The 17,309-nt window shown below is 39.6% G+C and carries 14 protein-coding genes and 1 tRNA gene; 6 read left to right on the top strand and 9 right to left on the bottom strand.

Translation table 11 applies throughout. From position 1 onward, the window contains the following. Positions 1–283 precede the first annotated feature (283 nt). Positions 284–958: a helix-turn-helix transcriptional regulator gene (locus RM552_RS04440; RefSeq protein WP_311367571.1), complete on the top strand. Its 675-nt coding sequence runs from the start codon at positions 284–286 to the stop codon at positions 956–958. A gap of 76 nt (positions 959–1,034) precedes the next feature. On the opposite strand, the gene RM552_RS04435 is transcribed toward RM552_RS04440, so the two are convergent. From RM552_RS04435 to RM552_RS04420, 4 genes are all read right to left on the bottom strand, one after another. After that, positions 1,035–1,111: transfer RNA gene (locus RM552_RS04435), tRNA-Met, on the bottom strand. Positions 1,112–1,276: 165 nt separating this feature from the next. Further along, positions 1,277–1,579 carry a 4a-hydroxytetrahydrobiopterin dehydratase gene (locus RM552_RS04430; RefSeq protein ID WP_311367570.1) on the bottom strand — a complete coding sequence of 101 codons (303 nt, stop codon included), beginning with the start codon at positions 1,577–1,579 and terminating at the stop codon, positions 1,277–1,279. A gap of 187 nt (positions 1,580–1,766) precedes the next feature. Beyond that, positions 1,767–4,421: a TonB-dependent receptor plug domain-containing protein gene (locus RM552_RS04425; RefSeq protein WP_311367569.1), complete on the bottom strand. Its 2,655-nt coding sequence runs from the start codon at positions 4,419–4,421 to the stop codon at positions 1,767–1,769. A gap of 176 nt (positions 4,422–4,597) precedes the next feature. Beyond that, the gene (locus RM552_RS04420; protein ID WP_311367568.1) at positions 4,598–5,038 is read right to left on the bottom strand and encodes a MaoC family dehydratase; all 441 of its coding nucleotides are present in this window, start codon (positions 5,036–5,038) and stop codon (positions 4,598–4,600) included. Positions 5,039–5,174: 136 nt separating this feature from the next. Between RM552_RS04420 and RM552_RS04415 the strand changes: the two genes are divergently transcribed. Further along, entirely contained in the window at positions 5,175–6,077 is a 903-nt protein-coding gene (locus tag RM552_RS04415) for a LysR family transcriptional regulator (protein ID WP_311367567.1), read from the top strand. 73 nt (positions 6,078–6,150) lie between these two features. Here RM552_RS04415 and RM552_RS04410 read toward each other — a convergent pair whose 3' ends face one another. Together RM552_RS04410 and RM552_RS04405 are read right to left on the bottom strand one after the other, a co-directional pair. Further along, positions 6,151–7,950 (bottom strand): acyl-CoA dehydrogenase C-terminal domain-containing protein, encoded by a 1,800-nt coding sequence (locus tag RM552_RS04410; protein WP_311367566.1) that lies wholly within the window; start codon positions 7,948–7,950, stop codon positions 6,151–6,153. A 51-nt stretch (positions 7,951–8,001) separates the two neighbouring features. Further along, positions 8,002–10,104 carry a 3-hydroxyacyl-CoA dehydrogenase NAD-binding domain-containing protein gene (locus tag RM552_RS04405; protein WP_311367565.1) on the bottom strand — a complete coding sequence of 701 codons (2,103 nt, stop codon included), beginning with the start codon at positions 10,102–10,104 and terminating at the stop codon, positions 8,002–8,004. A 298-nt stretch (positions 10,105–10,402) separates the two neighbouring features. Here RM552_RS04405 and RM552_RS04400 point away from each other — a divergent pair, with 298 nt between their 5' ends. The 3 genes from RM552_RS04400 to RM552_RS04390 all read left to right on the top strand — a co-directional run bounded on the left by RM552_RS04400 (position 10,403) and on the right by RM552_RS04390 (position 12,647). Next, positions 10,403–11,326, top strand: coding sequence for a haloalkane dehalogenase (locus RM552_RS04400; RefSeq protein ID WP_311367564.1), 924 nt, complete (start codon positions 10,403–10,405; stop codon positions 11,324–11,326). A gap of 11 nt (positions 11,327–11,337) precedes the next feature. Further along, positions 11,338–12,102, top strand: a complete 765-nt coding sequence (locus tag RM552_RS04395; RefSeq protein ID WP_311368275.1) for an SDR family NAD(P)-dependent oxidoreductase — start codon at positions 11,338–11,340, stop codon at positions 12,100–12,102. A 149-nt stretch (positions 12,103–12,251) separates the two neighbouring features. Next, the gene (locus RM552_RS04390) at positions 12,252–12,647 is read left to right on the top strand and encodes a DUF3718 domain-containing protein (RefSeq protein ID WP_311367563.1); all 396 of its coding nucleotides are present in this window, start codon (positions 12,252–12,254) and stop codon (positions 12,645–12,647) included. 105 nt (positions 12,648–12,752) lie between these two features. On the opposite strand, the gene RM552_RS04385 is transcribed toward RM552_RS04390, so the two are convergent. From RM552_RS04385 to RM552_RS04375, 3 genes are read right to left on the bottom strand one after another with little or no spacing between them, the layout of a single operon-like run. Then, a complete protein-coding gene (locus RM552_RS04385; RefSeq protein WP_311367562.1) occupies positions 12,753–13,727 on the bottom strand; it encodes an NADPH:quinone oxidoreductase family protein in 975 nt (324 codons plus the stop codon). A gap of 2 nt (positions 13,728–13,729) precedes the next feature. Further along, the gene (locus tag RM552_RS04380) at positions 13,730–14,947 is read right to left on the bottom strand and encodes an acyl-CoA dehydrogenase family protein (protein ID WP_311367561.1); all 1,218 of its coding nucleotides are present in this window, start codon (positions 14,945–14,947) and stop codon (positions 13,730–13,732) included. Positions 14,948–14,971: 24 nt separating this feature from the next. Continuing rightward, positions 14,972–15,640 (bottom strand): histidine phosphatase family protein, encoded by a 669-nt coding sequence (locus tag RM552_RS04375; RefSeq protein WP_311367560.1) that lies wholly within the window; start codon positions 15,638–15,640, stop codon positions 14,972–14,974. A 190-nt stretch (positions 15,641–15,830) separates the two neighbouring features. Here RM552_RS04375 and hemN point away from each other — a divergent pair, with 190 nt between their 5' ends. Further along, positions 15,831–17,309, top strand: a complete 1,479-nt coding sequence (hemN, locus tag RM552_RS04370; protein ID WP_311367559.1) for an oxygen-independent coproporphyrinogen III oxidase — start codon at positions 15,831–15,833, stop codon at positions 17,307–17,309.

Below are 17,309 nucleotides of genomic sequence, written 5' to 3'. Positions count from 1 at the left end.
CGCTATTTAAGGATTAACCACATAATAATTGTTGTTATCCCGCTTGTGTTAACGTTACTTTGAAACTTGGTAAAAGCTTACCTTAAGTGGCAAATTTTATACTAAAAATCGCCTACTAAAATTGCTATTACCAACAGGGAGTTCGTTATTGCGGGCAAGTATACAAGGGTCTACATCACATCGCAAATATAAATAATCAATAGCCTTGATGCAAACACAAAATATGCGTATCTTCTTACACTATAAACATTAAAACATCTTAGATAAAACGGATTTTAAATTAATGAAAGTATCTCAAGCCCTCTATGTTGTCCACGATACAGAACGCAATAACATGGATGGTAGTAAAGAAACTTTATGTTTCGCAGATTTGTTAAAAACATGCGCTTATCAGGTAAAGATACAAACAAGTCAGTGTGACTTTGCGAATATTAGCGCGCAAGCTATTGTATATATCGATTTTAAAGATACTAAATTGAACGCAAAAACACTCTACACTTATCGTGAAAAGTGCGAGCATCGTAAAATTGTTATCGTTGGCCTAGACCAATCAATGGCAAGTAATGAAAGTAGCATGTTAAAGCATGGGATTACGGGAGTATTTTATTCGCATGATCCAATCGATCTAATTGTAAAAGGTATACAACAAGTTAAAGCTGGAAAGCTTTGGTTTAAGCGCGCCACAATGGAACACATGGTCCAAGAATTGCTGCCTTTAGTTACGCAAAATAACCACGCCGAAAAACACAAAAGCTTAACTCACAATATATTATCTAAACGAGAACTATTAGTCGTTAGTTTGATACAAGATGGGGCTAAAAATCAGGAAATTGCCGACAAATTACATATTAGTCTTAATACCGTGAAAACCCATATTTATAGCATTTTTAAGAAAACATCTTGTAGAAATCGAGTAGAGCTTATCAAGTGGTCTATGCAATCAGAGCTTGTTTCTTAACTCTAATACGGTGTGGAAAATATTTTTCATAAATCTAAATGCAAAAAAACCAACGCTGATGCGTTGGTTTTTAATGTGGTTGCGGGAGCTGGATTTGAACCAACGACCTTCGGGTTATGAGCCCGACGAGCTACCAGACTGCTCCATCCCGCGCTTGAATTCTGGTCCCGAAATTAAGCAGTTACACATCTAAAGTATAATGCCTCGTCTCAAGGTGGGCGTATTATACATAGCAGATTTCAGTATGCAAGGATTAAACAATAAAATAAAAATCGAATGCCTAAACTTTGTTCAAAGAGCCTTTAATTCGTAATTTACTTATACTTTATACAATTCCATTTTTTTCGCTAATTCAAAATCCAGATCACTAATACCGTCTACATCATGAGTGACTAACTTAACCTCCACTTTATTGTAAACATTAAACCATTCAGGATGATGCTTTAATTTTTCAGCCCAAATCGCTATTTGCGACATCCATCCAAACGCCCGAATAAAACTTTTAAAGACAAAGGTTTTACAAAGCTTACCGTCTTGCAGTGTCCATGGATTGTCTTGCACAAGTTTATTTAATTCCTCCAAATGCCATTTAATCGCATCAGACTCTAATTTATTCGCCATTTAGCATTTCCTTTTTGTCTTATTTTGTTTTGTATTATTTTGTGTGGGTAGGCTGTAATAATCTACATACTATATGCCATAGCATAAGATGTAACAATCATGTACTACCTCACATATACAAATAAAACAGCGTCAATAGATCAAAAAAATAGCCCCATTAAGGAGCTATTTTTATCATTTGTAACTACTAAAAACCAACCGCTAGTCTGACATAAAGTTGACGTCCGCGAGGATCATGAACTTTAGAATCAAAACCACCATTAGTGAAGACTTGTGGCGGATTTTCGTCAGTAAGGTTAATTCCACCTACCGTTAATACATAAGCATTTTCTGTATCAAACATTGCTCCAACATCCATATTATATTGCGCATCAATAGTAGTATGGCTATCAATAGGCAAGTCATTTTGGTCATCGTCATAGCCATCAATATAGCGGAAGAATATATTTGCTGAATGATTTTCATGTTGCCAATTCAAACCAACATTCATTCTCAATTCGGGACTAGACACACCAATATTATTAAAGTTTCTACTACCTGCACCATCAATGTTGCCAGCCTGTGGGTCAACTAAATCATATTTTGTCACAAACGTCGCGCTAATTGATGGTGTAAACGCGCCTACGTCAGTGTCAATCTCATAGCTTGTCACTATATCAAGCCCACTGGTTTCTAAAGAACTTGCATTAACGTAGGTTGTATTAACTTGCAATAACGGGCCATTTAATGGATCGCCTGCTCGTATTACCCTTGTAGTATCTTGAGGGTTGGCGTTTAATATCGCTTGGAAGCTTTCTTGAATAATCAAATTTTCAAAGTCAAAGTTCCAATAATCTACCTCTAAGGACCAATCTTCAACCAGTTCCAATGAAATACCCATATTATATGCAGTGGATTCTTCAGGTACTAAGTCTTCGTTGCCAGACGCGCGCGCTGCAGCAAATGCTGCGGCCCCCGTTAATGGGTCAACCATTTGATTGAGGCTAGTCGCGCCACCATCGCGTTGAAAAATAGACGGTGCGCGAAACGATGTTGACCACGATGCTCTAACAGAAAAATCATCTGTAACCCGCCAAGAAGCTGCAATTTTAGGGTCGATTGTGTCACCGGTAGTACCGCCGTAGTCTTCATAACGTAACGCAATTTGCACATCCAAATTATCGCTAACCGGCATGGCTAATTCACCAAATAGAGCAACGACATCTTGCTCACCATATATATCGGCATTACCAATAACGAATGCAAATCGGTCCTGATTCGAAAGATCGTCGTAATCTTGAGTTAAATCTTGATAACGATATTGAGCACCCACCGCAAGACCAGCTGAACCACCATCCATTTCAAACCAATCTGTCGATATAAATGCTTCAACCACCTCAAGATTTGATCTTGAATCAATTTCCTGACGTGCGGTAAAGGAATCTATAACCGCTTGAGAGTTAGGCGAAACAAAGTTTGAAGAGAATGGATTAAAATATTCACACCCCCCCTCGCCTGCAACTGCAGCGGGATCAGTACGGTTACAATTTAAACCACCGAATCCGCGCAAAGCGTCTTGAAAATCTTGAGCCAAGGTATCCCGAACAGTAAAGTAAAAGTCGTTAGTAGCTCTTGTATAACTGACTTCCCAAAATCCTGAATCTAACTCGCCTTGGACCATGGTGCTAAAGCGGAAAGTGTCTGATTCGGTACGAGCAGGATCGCCTGGTTGACCATTACCTAACTCCCTGCCGAAAAACGATACCGGAAAGCCAAAGAAATTATCAGGGTGATCAGCGGGCACTGTGGGTAGAGTCAAAATTGGAAATGAAGGCGAACCACCACGTTCCGCTCTATTGCGCGCATAACTGACTTCAGTCACCCACTCCATAGTATCGCCTAATTCTTTAGTACCCCTAAAATAGGCGTTAACACGCGATTCATCAGGTACTAGAGAATAAGTTGAGCCAAAATCAAACCCACAAAAACCAACATCTGTTCCACTTGGACCTGCTCCAGCAGGAGCCAAAAGGATAGGTGAACCACCAAACGTAGAACATCCCGGATCAATAATAGGTGTAGGTGCTGCTGTAATAGGCGGTAAAATGAAAAATGCACCCGGCATACCTAAAGAACTAGTATCATCTTGGGGACGACTTAATCGTCTGTCTGAAGTAATCAAGGGGCTACGGTTGGTGTAGCTAATTGCGGCCATTAAGGTGCTATCGTCTCCTACAGTGCCCCAAAGACCTTGCAAAATATATTCTTTGTTATTGCCATGTGCGCCATCTTGATAATCTAATGTTACTGAGGCACCGTCATAATTCTTTTTAGTAATAAAGTTAACCACCCCAGCAACAGCATCTGAACCATATAAAGCTGAAGCGCCATCTTTTACTACTTCCATACGATTTATTGCAATCATTGGCACTAAAGAGCTTGTATCTACGAAGTTCACTCCACCATTATTTGGTTGCGAATTTACTACCTGTCGTTTGTTGTTTAATAATACAAGCGTTGACGCAACACCTAAACCTCTTAAATTAATGTTTGATGTGCCAGCAGTCGCATTTTGCGTAAATGCATCGGGGGTATTTTCAGCACCCGTATTAATCGTTAACGTTTGTGTAATATCGCTAATATTTTTTGCGCCAATTGCCTCAATGGCAGTCGCGTCAACAACTGCTAACGGCGAAGGTGATTCAAAGTTTTCGCTTCGTCGCACAAAACTACCAGTGACCATGATGAGTTCGACGTCATCATCTTCACTCGCTTCTTCTTGCGCAAAAACACTTGTCGGTAACGTAAACAATTGAGTTGCCACAAACGCGGCAATAGCAGTTCTTTTTGTAGACAGTTTCATTTTATTCCCCCAAATCGCACTTTAAAATTTGCTAAGGTGCGTTACTGTTTTAAGTTTCTTGTGTGTAACCATTGACTTATACCCTACTGATAGTAGGCGTAGATCAAGTATTTGTAAATAAATTGTTATTTATTTGATCGCATCACTAAAACAGATGGTCTAACCTGTTCACATTATTAACGGAGTATAAGAGACAAAAACACGCCTATTAAAGCCGGTTTTTCTCGTCCCTTTATTAATACTTGACCATTAAACTTGTAAAGATCTCCATGAGGTTTTTTCTCTATATTTTCTAAAGTAAAACTGTATTTTATTTCATCGTTGACTCTTACAGCTTCGATAAATCGTAATTGGTCCATCCCATAATTAATCATAGTCGTTTTGCTTTCGTCTATTTCTAAACACTCTGCAAACATCTTAGGCATAAGAGACACAGTCAAGAAGCCATGAGCTATAGTTGATTTATAAGGACTAAATTGAGCACACCTTTCAGCATCAAGATGTATCCATTGATGATCACCGGTTGCTTCGGCGAATTGATTTATTTGTTCTTGTGTAACGGTAAAAAATTGTTCATTTTCTAAACGTACACCAATTGTTAATTGATCTATTTTCATTTTATATTATTATTACCCATACTAATTAAACATTCTTTTAACTATTAATAATATTTATAGCACGTAAACGCAAAAAATTTAAATATTTTGTTAAGGAATTATTAATACGTTGGACATATTGCAAGGATCTTATTAGATGAATTTACACCGAATCGATTTAAATTTATTTGCCGTTTTTGATGCAATTTATACGGCTGGTAGTTTAACCAAAGCTGCTGATGTACTTTGCATTACTCAGCCAGCCGTTAGCAATTCTTTGGCGCGATTACGAGAAATGCTTAATGACCCATTATTTGTAAGGACAGGTCACTCAATGACACCTACACCTGTTGCTCAAAATATTATTGTGCCCGCTAGAGAAGCACTTGGCTTATTGCGTAAGAGTGTTCAACAAAGTCATGTTTTTGAACCTGAAGTGTCTACAAAAGCGTTTAATTTTGCGAGTAGAGACTTGTTAGAAGTAAGTATAATGCCTCGCTTAATTGCCAGGCTTCAAAATATTGCACCTAACATTACATTGACTAACTATGAGATGAGTAGACAACGTGTTGTATCTTCTATGGCTAGCGGGAATTTAGACTTTTTTGCTGATGCTTCTACGTTTACCGACGCTTATTTGAAAAAACAACGAATTGCTAAAGACAGATTTGTCGTACTAGCGCGCAAGAACCATCCGGTCATTAAGAATGAATTATCAATGGAAAGCTTTCTGAAGTTAGGACAAATAAACGTGTCAAACCGTCGCACAGGACCAGGGCCAATTGATGTCGCTTTAGATAAGCTTAATAAAAAGCGTAAGGTAGTAATGCGTGGCCAACATTTTTTAACCGTACCAAGTGCAATATCCAAAACCGATTTAATAGCCTGTTTGCCTTATCATTTAGCTAAACATTACGACTTAGCTATGTATGAGCTGCCATTTGAATTACCACCTATTGAATATTTTTTATACTGGCATGTCAGTGCCGATCACGACAGTTCTCATCATTGGATGAGAGAGCAAATTCAAGAAGTATCTAAGGCCTTTTTGCCCGATTAAAAAACTCCTCGATATAATCAAAAAAGGCGAGTGGAATATTCCACTCGCCTTTTTTAATTTATTTGCTTATTTACTAGCCTACTTTGAACAGTTCAGCGTCCATTTGCATTAGGTTTTCAGAGCCTGAATGAATAGCTGAAACGAGTGAACGTGTGCGCGTTAGCATGCGATCAAAATAAAACTTAGCGGTATGAATTTTCGCTTGATAAAAGTCTGATTCGCTGCTTCCTTGATCAATTTTTTCTTGCGCCAACACAGCCATTTTCAGCCAGAAATAACCAACCGTTACATAACCTGAAAACATTAAATAATCTACCGACGCGGCACCCAACTCCTCTGGATTATTGGCTGCAGACAAACCTATATCTTTGGTTATTTGTTGCCATTCATCTACGTGCGAGTCGATTGCATTTGTCCAAGCATTGAACATAGATTTTCCACGCACTTCGGTACAATAGTCTCTTATTTCTTGAGTAAATACATTGAGTAACTCACCATTAGAACCCATTATCTTCCGACCTAGTAAGTCTATCGCTTGAATTCCTGTGGTACCCTCATACATGGTGCAAATGCGAGTATCTCTTGCTAATTGCTCCATACCCCATTCAGCTATATACCCGTGACCGCCATAAACCTGCATCCCATAACTAGTTGCTTCTTGCGCAGTTTCTGTTAAAAACGCTTTCACTATAGGCGTTAACAAAGCGAGCTTCGCGTCAGCTAGTTTTACATCCGATTCATCTTTACTATAACAAGTCACATCTACTAATTTCATACAGTAGTTTGCCAACGCACGATTACCTTCGGCTAGAGACTTTTGAGTCAATAGCATACGTCTAACATCGGGATGCACAATAATTGGGTCAGCTGGTTTGTCTGGACTTTTAACCCCACTCATTGATCTGAATTGAACCCGGTCTTGCGCATAAGCTAGCGCCCCTTGAAATGCAGCTTCGATTGCTGACAAGCCCTCAACCCCGGTTCCAATTCTAGCGATATTCATGAAGGTGAACATGCAGTTTAGACCACGGTTTTCTTGCCCAATTAGGTGCGCTTTTGCACCATCGAAATTCATCACGCAAGTTGCCGAACCTTTAATTCCCATTTTATGTTCGATTGAACCACATTTAACTGTGTTTCGGTCTGCAACATTGCCGTTTTCATCAAGATTATATTTTGGCACAATAAAAAGCGAAATACCCTTCGTTCCGGCTGGCGCGCCCGGCAATCTGGCAAGTACAATGTGGATAATATTTTCTGACATGTCGTGTTCACCTGCAGAAATAAATATTTTTGTACCCGTTAGACTATAGCTACCATCATCATTGGGTTCTGCTTTACACTTAAGCATGCCTAAGTCTGAACCACAATGAGGTTCTGTGAGGCACATTGTGCCGGTCCAAGAGCCTTCTATTAATTTATCTAAAAATAAAGCTTGTTGCTCTTCAGTGCCATGACTTTTTAACGTTTCCATGCATCCCTGGCTAAGGCCTGGATACATTGCCCAAGAGTGATTGGCACCCGAAAACCACTCTGCTAATGACGTCGCCAATGAGTATGGAAGACCCTGCCCACCAAATTCTTCTGGGTGTGCCATCGACGGCCATCCACCTTCCACATACTGTGCATAAGCTTCTTTAAAGCCTGTTGGTGTTGTTACCACGCCGTCATCTATTTTACATCCTTCTTGATCGCCAATAGCATTGATTGGTGCCAATATATTTTCTGAAAACTTACCAGCTTCAGTGTAAATAGCCCTAACTAGGTCTTCACTTACCTCGTCAAACCCAAGCGCTTGGTAATGCGCTTCCATACCCAATAACTCTTGGGTAACAAATAAAGTGTCTCGTTCTGGCGCTTTATAATTTTGCATAAGAAATACTGCCTCTAATTTAAATATTCAAAAATTCTTAAGTCTAACCAATTACTTTTTATAGGTGGCTAGGGCTTGTTTACTTTGAGCAAGTTCAACTAACAGATCGGAAGGCTTAAACCAATGCTTGCCGTATTCGCCTAGTGAATCATGATAATGTTGCATCTTGTCAGCAATTTCTTGCAAACCAATTTCTTCGGCATATTGCATTGGACCACCTCGATGCACTGGGAATCCATAACCATAAACATAGATTACATCTATATCGCTGGCTCGCTGAGCTATGCCTTCTTTGAGTATTTCAAAGCCTTCATTAATGAGCGGGTAAATACAGCGTTCAAGAATTTCTTGGTCACTAATTTGCCTTTGCTCTATACCTAACTCTTTTGCTCTTCGTTGCGCTATTTCAATGACACTTGGATCTGGAATAGGTGTACGACTGCCCTGCTCATATAAATATACGCCTTTACCCACTTTAAGGCCGACTCTGCCGGCTTCAACTAGTTCATCTGCAACGGTACAATATGAAGGATCATGTTCAATGAATGCCTTTCTAGATTGGCGCACAAAATAACCAATATCTAAACCAGCCATATCACCCATAGTGAAAGGTCCCATTGGCAACCCAAAATCATAGATTATTTTATCAATGCGCTCAGGAGTGGCACCTTCAAGCACCAATCTTCCCGATTCACGGCCATAAACTTCGATCATCCTATTGCCTACAAAACCAAAGCAGACGCCAACCAACACTCCCACTTTACGTATCGTTTTAGCAAGTTTCATAGAAGTCTTAATGACATCGTCCGCGGTTTTTTCACCGCGCACAATCTCGAGTAATTTCATCACATTCGCAGGAGAGAAAAAATGTAAACCAATCACGTCTTGCGGCCTAGATGTACAGGCTGCAATTTCGTCAACATCAAGTGTTGAGGTGTTGGTAGCAAGGATTGCACCGTCTTTACATACTTTATCTAGTGCTTCAAAGACTTGCTTTTTAACACTCATTTTTTCAAAAACGGCTTCGATGACTAAATCGGCTTCTGACAAGTCGCTATATTCGGTAGTTCCTTGTAATAAAGACATCCGTTGTTCAACTTGTTCTTGTGTTAATTTGCCTTTCTTCGCCGAATTTTCATAATTTTTGCGAATAACAGCCAAGCCTTTGTCTAACGCTGCTTGCTCTAATTCGAGCATTCTCACCGGAATGCCTGCATTGGCGAAATTCATCGCAATGCCACCACCCATTGTGCCTGCACCAATTATTGCTACCTGTTGTATATCTCGCGCTTTAGTATCCTTCGCTATTGAGGGAATTGACGCAGCTGCTCTTTCAGCAAAAAAGAAATGCTGCTGGGCTCTCGCTTGAGGTGTATTCATACATTGCATAAATAGCTCACCCTCACGTTTCAAGCCCTCATTGAATGGCAACTCAAATGCTGCTTTTACCGCATCTATACATTTCGCTGGTGCAAAGAAACCACGAGCCTTAGCAGCTGTATGTGCTTCGGTCTGAGCGAAAACTGTCGCTAACTGTTCTGTCATTGCAATTTCAATTTTGCTTGTGGCGGGGATTACCTCGCCTATCGCCTGTTGCGCTACATCAACAGCGGCATCAAGCAAACTCTCTGGTGTTGTAATCTTGATGAACATATCGTTTAACACCTTAACGGGTGTTGGTGCGCCACTCACAATCATTTGCAAGGCAGTAGCTGCTGGAACGAGCCTAGGTAAACGTTGGGTACCACCTGCGCCCGGCAATATACCTAAGTGCACTTCGGGTAATCCAACTTTATTCTTTTCTGTGGTGACTCGGTAGTGACAAGCTAAAGCAAGCTCAAGTCCACCCCCAAAGGCTCCGCCATTTACAGCTGCAACAATTGGTTTGGGGCTATTTTCGATTAACGCTAATACTTCTGGCAACATGGGAGACAAGTCACCACCCGAAAATTCTGAAATATCGGCGCCCGCACTGAATAATGGCAAATCGCTTGTAATCACAATTGCCTCAATTTCAGTATCGCTTATAGCCTTATTAACAGCGTCTATCAATCCTACTCGAAGTGCCTTTGATAACGCATTTACTGGCGCATTCGCCATACTAACGACGCTTACATTGCTTACCGTTTTTTGTGATACCACTGAGTCGACCATGTTTATCCTCGTTTAAATTGAATTTCTACCCGCAGATTAATAGACACACTCGTCTTTATCTTCAAGTGATAACAAAATGTTAAAACAAGTCATAACATCAAGCTAATTTATAAGTTTTATATTTCTAAATAAGCTTGCCCTATTCGCTTCTAATCATTTGCAAGCAAGAGCGAATAAAATTTATACATCAAACTATACGACCAACACTGTTTATATTGGGATATAAATCAAAATGATAGATACAAATCGACTCAACTAACATATAATGTTAATTAGATGTAAACAAAAAGAAAGCACTATGCAAATATTACGCACACCCAAACATTGTTTTGAGAACTTACCCGGTTACAGTTTCCAAGAAAACTATGTTGATGTAAGCAATGCTTGCGCCTTTACCGTTGGCGAAGAACTGAGAATGCATTATGTTGACTATGGTCTGCCTGATTCGCCCGTGATTTTGATGCTCCATGGCGAGCCTAGTTGGAGTTACTTATATCGGCATATGATTAACAATGTCGCTCAAGCAGGTTTCAGAGTGATCGCTCCAGATCTTATTGGTTTTGGTAAGTCCGATAAGTTTGCAGAACAAGATGCCTATACCTACGCGAATCATCTTAGTTGGTTACGCGAGTTTTTAAACACCTTAGCATTAACCGATATCCATTTAATATGTCAAGACTGGGGGGGGCTTCTTGGTCTTAGGTTAGTGGCAGAACAGCCTGAATTATTTATGGGTGTTATTGCTGCTAACACAATGCTTCCTACTGGAGACCATAAGCCACCACAAGCATTTTTAGATTGGCAAACTTATTCTCAAGAAACAGATAATTTTGACATTGGAAATATTATTCAACGAGCCACACAAAATGATTTAATTGATGAGGTTGTAGCGGCATACAACGCGCCTTATCCTGAGGAAAAATATAAAGCGGGTGCGCGAAAATTCCCTCTATTAGTACCAATTAGCCCAGACGATCCCGAAACAGAAAACAATCGAAGAGCATGGGCGAGTTTAAAACAATTTGATAAACCCTTTATAACGGCTTTTAGCGACCACGACCCGGTAACGGCAGGTGGCGATAAAATTTTTCAAAAAACAATACCAGGATGCATAGGACAATCGCATACTACTATGGCAAACGGCGGACACTTTTTACAAGAAGACTGTGCGTCCGCACTAGCTGAGCTCGCAATAACTTGCTTTAAGGAAAACGAAAGATGAACACGTCGCATATGGATCCACTCTTAAACTTTGAAAATCAAACAGCGATTATTACTGGCGCTGCTAGCGGCTTTGGACGAGCTCTTGCGATAGCGTTAAATCAACGAGCTTGTCAATTAGTGCTTAGTGACATCGACGAGAGTGGATTAGAACAAACACGGAAATTACTTACATCACCGGAAAAATGCAAAACACTCATTGTCAATGTCGCGTCAGAAGAAGGCGCCGAAACAATGGTCAAAAAGGCTTTGGATGCATTTGGCTCGTTAACGATTGCCGTAAACAATGCAGGAGTTGCACACAAACAAGCAGCCATACATGACCTAAGCGGGGAAATATTTGACAATCAGTTTGACATCAATGTAAAAGGCGTTGCGTTTGGTATGAAACACCAAATACGTGCAATGCTCCAGCAAGGGTCTGGGCACATATTAAATGTGAGTTCTATGGCTGGTATTGGCGGAGCACCAAAGGGAGGGGCTTACAGTGCAGCTAAACATGCAGTAGTTGGATTAACTAGAACAGCAGCGGTCGAGTATGGTCGCTACAATGTAAGGTGCAATGCGATATGCCCATTTTTTAGTCCAACAGATATTTTGGAGAAAGGTGGCATGGGAAGCGAAGAAAACAAAGCCAAGCTTGGTATAGGCAGTCCAATGAAACGTATTAGCAAAATTGAAGAAATTGTAAATGTAATGCTCCTCACTCTCTCTCCTGGGAATACCTACATGAATGGACAAACTATCGCTGTTGACGGAGGTGTAAGCGCTTGGTAAATCCAATCCGCCATTATAATTGTGCTTAATCAGTCACTTACGGATTTAGCGTATTTTACACTATACTAAAGTATCATTAAGCTTACTTCACGCTACATAAAATTTTTATATCATTTCTCCGTCGAAACAAACCAGTTCGGAGAAATGACATGTTGAAATCATTATTATTAACTAGCGCTGTAGGAGCGTCTCTAATGTTTGCTGCACCATCAGCAGATGCAAAAATAGAAGATGCCCTTGCAAACATCTGTGCAATTGTAAAAGCCGATGACAAAGGCGAATTACGTAAAAAGATGAAAAAAGTACAAAGCGACTATTCTATCAAGCTGCGAGATTACTACGACGGTATCACTTGCGGTGGAAATAGCCTAATTAGATTAGCAATTCTAAACAATGCAGTGGAGGCAGGCACTTTATTAGTGAAAAAAATGCCAAAAAAGCATTTAAGCAAACCTGAAGCCGACGGCAAAACTTTGCAAGCGTGGATTGCTGAACAAGGCTTAGACACCAATGCAGTTGCGCAGGTAGTTGCTGATCGTATTTAACGTTTTATCATCCTGTTGATAACCTTTTCAACATGGTAGGCAGAGGTAACTTTGCCATTTTATGACCTCCTCCCCGGAGGTCATTTTTTATCTGCAAGTTTTTATTTATGGAATTAATACTACTTTTCCCATTACTTGTCTTGAAGTTAATTTATCTAGCGCCCCAACTGCTGCTTCTAATTTAAACGCTTCGTCAATTACCACCTCAATTTTCTTTTCAGCAAGCCAAGTCACTAACTGTTTCATATTAGACATGAAGTCTTGGGGTTGGTGTTGGACAAATGAACCCCAAAATACGCCTACAACAGAAAAACCTTTCACTAAGGCCAAATTTATAGGAAATTTAGGAATTTCACCACCAGCAAAGCCTATCACCAAAAGACGACCAGCCCACGCCATTATTCGTGTGCAAGTATGAAAAGTATCACCTCCCACACATTCGTAAACGACATCTACACCCTTTCCATTCGTGTGCGACTTAACCGTATCTTTTAAATCAACCTTACTATAATTAATAGTAATGTCGGCACCATTTTGTTTTGCTACTTCACATTTTTCATCTGTCGAACAGACCGCTATCACCTTAGCTCCCATTAGCTTACCAATTTGAACTGCAGCCAACCCAGTTCCGCCAGCCGCACCTGTGACTAGCAGTGTCTCGCCTTCTTGCAAGAGAGCTCGTTGTTTCAAGGCGTGATGAGCGGTAGCATGCGCTGTTGTTAATGCCGCAGCTTGATCTAGGGGGATGGACGCTGGTATTGGCATTACTTGCATGCAAGGTATCGCCACTTTTTGTGCGTATCCACCCAATTGGCATATGCCTATCACTGGCATACCGACTTTAAGATAAGGTACTTCTGGACCTACTTCGCTAATAATACCTGCAACTTCACTACCAGGAATAAATGGTAATTCGGGTTTCATTTGATACAAGCCCTGAACTAATAGGCTATCTGGGAAATTAACGCCAGAAGCTGAGACATCAACCACAACCTCTCCAGGTTTTGCGACTGGATCGGGCAAGTCAGCGTATTCCAAATCCTCAACCGGGGCAAAATTCCTACATACTATTGCTTTCATATCTATTTTCCTTGTTGCTGGACAACTAAGTTTTTTCCTAATTGCATCATGTGCACTTGATCAGGGCCATCTGCTAGCCTGATTGTTCTTGCATAGGCTAAAGTAGCTGACAAAATGGTATCTTGAGATGTGCCTGCTGCACCATGGATCTGAATAGCCTCATCAATAACCTCACAGGCCATTTTAGGTGCGACTATCTTAATCGCCGCAATGATATTTTTAGCTACCTTATTACCATATTTATCCATATGGTCAGCTGCTTTAAGTGTCAATAACCTTGCTTGCTCTATTTTACAATACATTTGCGCAATACTTTCACGTACTGACTGCTGCTTACTTAATGGTTGCCCAAAAGCAATACGCTGTTCTACTCGCTCACATGTTAGGTCAAGAGCGCGCTGTGCGCACCCAATAAGACGCATACAATGATGAATTCGACCCGGTCCTAATCTACCCTGTGCAACTTCAAAACCACGCCCCTCTCCAAGTATCAGGTTTGTTTTAGGGACTTTAACGTCTTCAAAGAGTACTTCTGCATGTCCTATTGGCTCATCCAAATATCCCATTGCTGACATAGGTCTAACAACAGTAACTCCAGCAGTGTCTATCGGAACAAGTATCTGTGATTGTTGCGAATGACGAGGGGCTTGAGGATCAGTTTTACCCATTACTATCAATATTTTACAGTTATTATTCATGGCACCACTTGTATACCACTTGCGACCATTTATTAAATAATAGTCACCCTTATCAACGATACTGGTAGCAATATTTGTTGCATCAGACGATGCCACCTCAGGCTCTGTCATGGCAAATGCAGACCTAATTTGACCTTCTAATAAGGGCACTAGATACTCTTGTTTTTGCGCATCAGACCCATATTTTGCAAGTACTTCCATATTACCGGTGTCTGGAGCACTACAATTAAATACTTCCGACGACCAAAGCACTCGACCCATGATTTCGCACAAAGGTGCATATTCTAAATTGGTTAATCCCGCTCCGTACGGTAAGTATTCCTCAGGCAAAAATAAATTCCAAAGTCCTTGTTCACGTGCCTTTTCTTTTAAGCTATGCATTAAAGCAGGGGTTTCCCAAGTATTACTATTGCTAGCGACTAAGTCGTGATATTCAGATTCAACAGGATAAATTTCTTCCTGCATAAATTTATTTAGTTTTTCCATTAGTGCAAGTGACTTTTCGCTATGATCAAAGTTCATCGTTGCCTCCTTAATTTGGGTTTATTAACTATAAGTAATTTTGTCTTGATGCTGCTTATTATCTAAATGTGGTACGTGATTAAAACAACTAAGTTGAAATCCATTTTTATTAAAGAAAAACTCATTCAGACTTGTATTTTTGATTTGTAAATTTAATGCTACGGCTTGTTCAACTGACGTATTTAATAATGTTTTTAAGAATATGGCCATCGTCCCGCCAGAACTGACTACCAGTACACGCTTGGCTCGACTTTCTTTTATTTGCTGCATGCCCTGCTCGACTCGACAACAAAAAGCTTGCCACGTTTCGCCTTGAGTAATATCTAATTCGGATTTTGACCATGCAATCATTGCATTGCGAAGTACTTTGTACCATTCGCTTCTTGGTGCATTGGGGCTTGGCTTTTGCTTTGGGTAGTGAGTTAAGTATGTGCGTACAATAAGATCAAAATCAAATTCATCCCAGCATGAATCTGAATAGATGTGTTCAGCTTTTGTATGCTTTAAAATACCTTCACTTGTTTGAATTTGTCGTTTTAAGGCGCCCGTCACAAGTAAATCAAACTCCTGTTGGCGTTGCGCAAAATATTCACCCAATAAAGACGATTGTTCATGCCCTAATGCACTTAACTCATCATAATTTTCGGCACCAAAGGAAGCTTGTGCATGTCTGACTAAAAACAATTGCGCCATAAAATGGAAATCCTCGTTTGTAAAATATCACAACCTAGGCTAATCGGTTTTAGCAAATAAGAGTAATTAATTGTTTTGATATACGCTTATTCATTACTTGTATAAAAACTTAAGCTAGATCAATTTTTGTATCCTGCAATTGCAGTAAACTTTGGGTTCAGCATAATTTAAAACAAAACGAGAAAGACACATGAGTTTGACAACTGACAATATAAACCCGATGAGTGTGGTGGCTAAAAGAACAAACCATGATGAAAGCAACCCAGCACTTAAAACAAGTACTGATATCAAAATAAATGAAATATGCGACCTTACTTTGTTGCAGAAATATAATACCTCTGGCCCACGATACACCTCGTATCCGACGGCAGTTTCTTTTACCCACGAATTTAATGAAAACGATTTTAAATGCTCTGTTGAGGAGTTGCGTCACACTGGTGCTAAAGACAGTCTATCTCTTTATATTCATATTCCATTTTGCCATAGCCTTTGTTATTACTGTGCTTGCAACAAAATAGTCACGCGGAACAATGACAAATTAGAAAGATATTTACACTATCTTAAAAAAGAAATTCAGCAGCGCAGCCAATTATTTGTTGATTTTACAGTAGATAAAATTCATTTTGGTGGCGGTACACCTAGTTTTCTTAGCCCAAAACAGTTAGCGGGTTTACTCTCTTTTATCTCAAAGAAATTTACTTTATCCGAAGACTTAGATCAAAGTATTGAAATTGACCCTCGTAATTTGCCCAATAATTTTCTTAGAGACCTTTTTTTAATGGGATTTAACCGCTTAAGTTTTGGTGTCCAAGATGTAAATAAAAGTGTGCAAGAAAAAATCAATAGGGTTCAAAGTACAGCTCTACTAATATCTTTAATTGATAGAGCAAAACAACTCGGCTTTGCTTCAATTAATGTAGATTTGATTTATGGCTTACCCGGACAAAACATCGAAAGCTTGAAACAAACCCTAAGGGCAATAAAACACCTAGACCCTGATCGTATTTCACTCTTTAGTTATGCTCATATGCCTAAATTGTTTGCTGCTCAACGCAAAATAAAAGACGAATGGCTCCCTGACACTGAACAAAAATTTACTTTATTTAACTATTTAGCAATTAATTTAATTGAGCAGGGGTATCACTTTATTGGCATGGATCATTTTGCAAAACCCAAAGATGAGTTATGTGTTGCAGCTCGAGAAAAACGTTTGTATCGAAATTTTCAAGGATATACTACCGATAAATCAAACTGTATTTTGGGTATAGGGGTTTCTTCAATTAGTAGCTTGGGCCGTTCATATGCGCAGAATGTCAAAAACTTAAACGAATATTACGCAGCAATAGATAGAGATGTTTCTATATTAGATAAAGGCTTGATCTTGAGCTTGGACGATGAAATTAGACGTAGTCTAATTCAACAATTAATGTGTAATTTTTATGTCGATAAAAATGCCTTCTCTAAACTACATCAAATTGACTTTGATGTTTATTTTGCAAAATCATTGAGTGAACTTGTTCCATTAGTAAAAGATGGGCTACTGAGTGAAACCGAAGATGCTATTTATGTGCATGCAAAAGGTCGTTTACTTATACGAAATATCTGCATTAACTTTGATGCACACATAGGTCATGAAAGACATAAAATGCGGTATAGCCGTGTCATATAA

The sequence above is a fragment of the Glaciecola petra genome (assembly GCF_031846345.1).
In the GTDB taxonomy this organism is placed as follows: Bacteria; Pseudomonadota; Gammaproteobacteria; order Enterobacterales; family Alteromonadaceae; genus Glaciecola; species Glaciecola petra.
This window is presented reverse-complemented; position numbering and strand designations above follow the sequence as displayed.

Excerpts from the sequence above, each read along its gene's own strand:
- RM552_RS04395 (WP_311368275.1), top strand. The coding sequence starts at position 11,338 with ATGGATCCACTCTTAAACTTTGAAAATCAAACAGCGATTATTACTGGC.
- RM552_RS04390 (WP_311367563.1), top strand. The coding sequence starts at position 12,252 with ATGTTGAAATCATTATTATTAACTAGCGCTGTAGGAGCGTCTCTAATG.
- RM552_RS04375 (WP_311367560.1), bottom strand. The coding sequence starts at position 15,640 with ATGGCGCAATTGTTTTTAGTCAGACATGCACAAGCTTCCTTTGGTGCC.
- RM552_RS04415 (WP_311367567.1), top strand. The coding sequence starts at position 5,175 with ATGAATTTACACCGAATCGATTTAAATTTATTTGCCGTTTTTGATGCA.
- RM552_RS04430 (WP_311367570.1), bottom strand. The coding sequence starts at position 1,579 with ATGGCGAATAAATTAGAGTCTGATGCGATTAAATGGCATTTGGAGGAA.
- RM552_RS04405 (WP_311367565.1), bottom strand. The coding sequence starts at position 10,104 with ATGGTCGACTCAGTGGTATCACAAAAAACGGTAAGCAATGTAAGCGTC.
- RM552_RS04400 (WP_311367564.1), top strand. The coding sequence starts at position 10,403 with ATGCAAATATTACGCACACCCAAACATTGTTTTGAGAACTTACCCGGT.
- RM552_RS04380 (WP_311367561.1), bottom strand. The coding sequence starts at position 14,947 with ATGAACTTTGATCATAGCGAAAAGTCACTTGCACTAATGGAAAAACTA.
- RM552_RS04385 (WP_311367562.1), bottom strand. The coding sequence starts at position 13,727 with ATGAAAGCAATAGTATGTAGGAATTTTGCCCCGGTTGAGGATTTGGAA.
- RM552_RS04425 (WP_311367569.1), bottom strand. The coding sequence starts at position 4,421 with ATGAAACTGTCTACAAAAAGAACTGCTATTGCCGCGTTTGTGGCAACT.
- RM552_RS04420 (WP_311367568.1), bottom strand. The coding sequence starts at position 5,038 with ATGAAAATAGATCAATTAACAATTGGTGTACGTTTAGAAAATGAACAA.
- RM552_RS04440 (WP_311367571.1), top strand. The coding sequence starts at position 284 with ATGAAAGTATCTCAAGCCCTCTATGTTGTCCACGATACAGAACGCAAT.
- hemN (WP_311367559.1), top strand. The coding sequence starts at position 15,831 with ATGAGTTTGACAACTGACAATATAAACCCGATGAGTGTGGTGGCTAAA.
- RM552_RS04410 (WP_311367566.1), bottom strand. The coding sequence starts at position 7,950 with ATGCAAAATTATAAAGCGCCAGAACGAGACACTTTATTTGTTACCCAA.